The following is a 3718-nucleotide window of genomic DNA, read 5'->3' on the forward strand; positions in this document are numbered from 1 at the left end:
CGGCTCGGAAGAACTGCGCCATGTGCTGCGGTGGGTTCCGAAGAGAATCAGCGAGATCCTACACGTCTTGATATGCCCTTTTCCCGCACTGGGACAGCCGGAAACTGAAGTTGTCAGCTACTGAGGTATCAGAGGCTTCCCAGAGCCAACGATCGTTTGTGATGAAGTCCAACTTCCAGTCAATAGCCTGACCATCAAGGACAGCCCGCATGTCAACGGGGGTCACCTCTGGGGTTTAGACGTCCCCGGCACCTCCAGCTGACCCCGCTAGTACAGGCCGCCCGCCAAGGGCTCCACGACCACGACAGACGGCCCGGCACCTGGGCGCAGCTGTTCTCCCCCGGGCCGCCAAGCGCCCGAAGCCGACGGTGGATCGGCGGCGGCGCTCCCACGACGCGCACGCCTCCTGGCCGGGCGCGTCGCAGCTGCGCCGAATCAGCGCTCGCGCCGATAGTGCAGGGCGACCGCGCCGTTGCGGAGCGGCTGCGCCGAGACCAGCTCGAGCCGTCGCGCACGGGGCAGCCCGCCCTGGTACAGGGTGGGGCCGTGGCCGGCGATCCTGGGATGCACAAGCAGCTGATAGTCGTCGATCAGCTCCAGCCGGTCCAGCTCGGTGGCGAGGGTGCCGCTGCCCAGGAGCACACCGGCCGGCGTCGCGTCCTTGAGTCTCTGGACGCCTGTTCGCAGGTCGCCGGTGAGGTGGTGGCTGTTGGCCCACGGGAAGTGCGTTCGCGTCGACGACACCACGTACTTCGGTTTGGCCTCCAACTTGACGGCCCAATCGCGGATCGCTGGCGGCGCCTCCACGTCACCGCGAGCCACCGCCGGCCAGTCACGCTCCATCAGCTCGTAGGTGATGCGGCCCCACAGCATCGCCCCGCTCTCCTCCATCAGGCGGGTGAAGAACGCGTGCGTCTCGTCGTCCGCGACGCCCTCCTGATGGTCGACGCAGCCGTCCAGGGTTACGTTGAGGCTGAAGGTCAAGAGTCCCATACCACGAGCCTAAGCCATCTGCTCGAAAAGACGCTGGGCAAGTGCTCGCGGTTGATGTTCAACGTCCGTGATGGGGCGTGAGCCGCCGATCCGTCCGGTCGCCACCCACAGCCCGTCATTCGCCTGTCCTCAGCGCCCGCATAAGCGCTTTTGAACAGCCGTCGCCGGATCCCAACGAGGGGAAGACGGTCAAAAGCGGGAACGGCCTCACGCGTCCTGAACCGCATTCAGGGCGTACCGACCGCCACCTGCCAGCAGGTCTGCCGGCGTGCCCTCCTCAATGACCCGCCCCCCCTCCAGCGCCGCGGTCGGCTCGTCCAGCAGCAACACGGGCGCGTCGCGGTACGGTGCCCGCCTGACCGGTCCTGCCCCCGCCCATGAAACTGCCGCCCCAGCAGCGTGTCCCAGCCCTCCGGTAAGCCCTCGATCAATGCCAGCGCGTGGACCGCGCCGGGCCGCCGACTGCAACTCGGCGTCCTCGTCTGCCTCGCCCACCCGGTCCAATGCCACGTTCTCCCGCGCGCTGAGCTGGTAGCGCGCAAAATCCTGCGACACCACGCCAGCATCCGCCGATACGCCTCCGTCTCAGCGTCGCGTAGGTTCACCGCCGTCCAGCGTGGTCTTGCCCGCCCCATGGACCCCCGCCAGCGCCGTGGTCTCACCGGCCCGCAGGGTCAGGTTCAGATGTTCAAATACTTGGCGAACTGCGCCAGGGTACGTGAAGCTCACGTCTTCCAGCGTCAGGGGATGCGGACCACTTATCGGGATTGGGCCACTCCACTGGGGCACTGCTCCAGAAAGTCCGTCAGGTTCTGAACGAACAGGCTGTTCTCGTGGACCTCGCCCAGGTGGGTCAGCCCCGCGATAGACCCAGCACCCCGCCGCGTTCCTCCGCGCCGCGCCCGCTCAGGTGGGCGGGCGCCCGCCTTCCGCTCCAGAGCGTCCATCTCGGTGGTCTCCACCTGGCGAATGGCCTTACTCCCCTGGCTGGCTGACAGGGCGGGAGCGCAGGCGTTCATCGGCACGCGGCCTTTCGGGACTGGGCGCATGACGGGTAGAGTTTCCGGGCTGGGGCGGAGTTCTGGAAATCAGGCGGGGTGATCGACGGGGTCAGAAACAAGGGCCATGCCCAGACCGTGCGGTGGCTGCTGGAGGACACAGACAGCGAGACCCCTGGCCCACGGCGGGCCAGGGCCTGGACCAGCAGCGGCCTCTGGATCCCCGCACGCAAGGTGGGCGGTCCACCCGGCATTGAAAGTGGCCTTGCCTGGAACGTACGGGCTGGGAGGCCGCAGCAGAGCGCGGCATTCGTTGAGAACAGCGAATGGAGGGTCAGTCCGCAGCTGATGGTCCTGTGGGGGAGCGTGGATCTGGGCCCTCGGCCCTGTGACCTTCCCGTTGCGCTAGGGTTCATCGTTCTGGAGTGCCGCCGCCAGGCCCTGGGCCAGGGTGGTGGCCTGCTCGAGGCGGCGGGGGTCGGCCGCGCTGAAGCCCGCACTCTGCGGCGTGTGCGGGTGATCACGCAGCGAGACGCGGCGCAGTTCGCCGGGCGGCGTGTACGGCACGTTGGCCGCCTTGCAGGCCCGGAACAGCGCCGCGCGCAGTTCCCGGTCCCCGGCGTAGGGAAAGACCCGGCCGGCCGCGTACAGGGTCCCGCCCGCGGCAGCGAGGAGGGGTCTGAGGGCCTGCAGGGCGGTGTCGCTGAGGCGGGTCACCGCGTGGGGACGCAGGGCTGAGCCGGTGGCGGGATCGAAATCTTCCCAGTGCAGCGAGAGCAGTTCTCTGACCCGGTAGGCGTGCTGGTCGATCAGGATCAGTGCGGCAAGGAGGGTGGTGTCGGACGCGGCCTGGCGGTGCAGCCGTTCCAGGTCTGCGCGGGGCAGCAGCGGCGCGCCGCTGCGCTCGTTGGGCGGGCGCTGCAGGCCCCGCAAGGGGTGAATCAGCAGCAGGCCCTGGTCCTGCAGCGCGCTGTACAGGGTGGACAGCAGCGACAGGCGCAGGCGGACCGTGTTGGGCCGTGCGGGGGCGGCGTTGACGTTGGTGCTGGCGTGCTGCAGCAGCCAGGCGTGGAAGTCGGCGGGGGGGTGCAGCAGGTTGAGGCCGTCCTGCCGGGCCTGGGCGAACAGGTGGCGCAGCAGGGAGTGCACCTGGGGGGTGGGCACGGTGGCGGCCGGCCAGCGCCCGGAAATCAGGGGAATCAGCGCGTCGAGATCGGCGGTCTGCAGCGCCCGGATGATCTTCTGGCTGCGTTCGTCGCTGGGATGCATGGTTCTATATAACGGCGTTATACGACAAAAGGCAAGACATCTGGCCTTCTCCTCTCTCCGCCGGCCCATGCCGATGCATAAGCATAGAGAACGAACCTAGGCGGGGAAGAAGGCGTTTGTCGTGTAACGCCGGTTCATTCGAGGCAACGCGGCTGGCATCTGGTAGCCGCGTTGCACCCATCCGTGCCAACCGGTTTTGTATGGCCGCTCCGCATTGAAAGGCGTGGCCCCCTAGGCCTCCAACGGCCCGGCCCGGCCTGAGCCGCTCAACCTCAAAGACCCATGATCAAGACAAGAACATTCAACGCTGACCACGCGTGACAGCGCACGCTCCTCTGTACCGGACATCTTAGCTTCAAGCCGCTCCTGATGCGTGAAACGGCGTGCTCAGTAGCCTGACCAACTCAGGTAACTCGGGCAGGTTCCACCGCAGCGCATGGCACAGCTGTTCCGCGCCA

At 67.5% G+C, this 3718-nt stretch carries 4 protein-coding genes; all 4 read right to left on the bottom strand.

The window, feature by feature from the left end:
- Nucleotides 1–435 precede the first annotated feature (435 nt).
- Nucleotides 436–993 carry a dihydrofolate reductase family protein gene (locus FHR04_RS20545; RefSeq protein ID WP_139405037.1) on the bottom strand — a complete coding sequence of 186 codons (558 nt, stop codon included), beginning with the start codon at nt 991–993 and terminating at the stop codon, nt 436–438.
- Nucleotides 994–1200: 207 nt separating this feature from the next.
- Entirely contained in the window at nt 1201–1548 is a 348-nt protein-coding gene (locus FHR04_RS20550; RefSeq protein ID WP_139405038.1) for a hypothetical protein, read from the bottom strand.
- Nucleotides 1549–1751: 203 nt separating this feature from the next.
- Entirely contained in the window at nt 1752–2042 is a 291-nt protein-coding gene (locus tag FHR04_RS20555; protein ID WP_139405039.1) for a hypothetical protein, read from the bottom strand.
- A gap of 354 nt (nt 2043–2396) precedes the next feature.
- On the bottom strand, nt 2397–3260 hold the full coding sequence (locus FHR04_RS20560; RefSeq protein WP_139405040.1) for a hypothetical protein: 864 nt from the start codon (nt 3258–3260) through the stop codon (nt 2397–2399).
- Nucleotides 3261–3718 lie beyond the last annotated feature (458 nt).

The sequence above is a fragment of the Deinococcus radiopugnans ATCC 19172 genome (assembly GCF_006335125.1).
GTDB lineage: Bacteria > Deinococcota > Deinococci > Deinococcales > Deinococcaceae > Deinococcus > Deinococcus radiopugnans.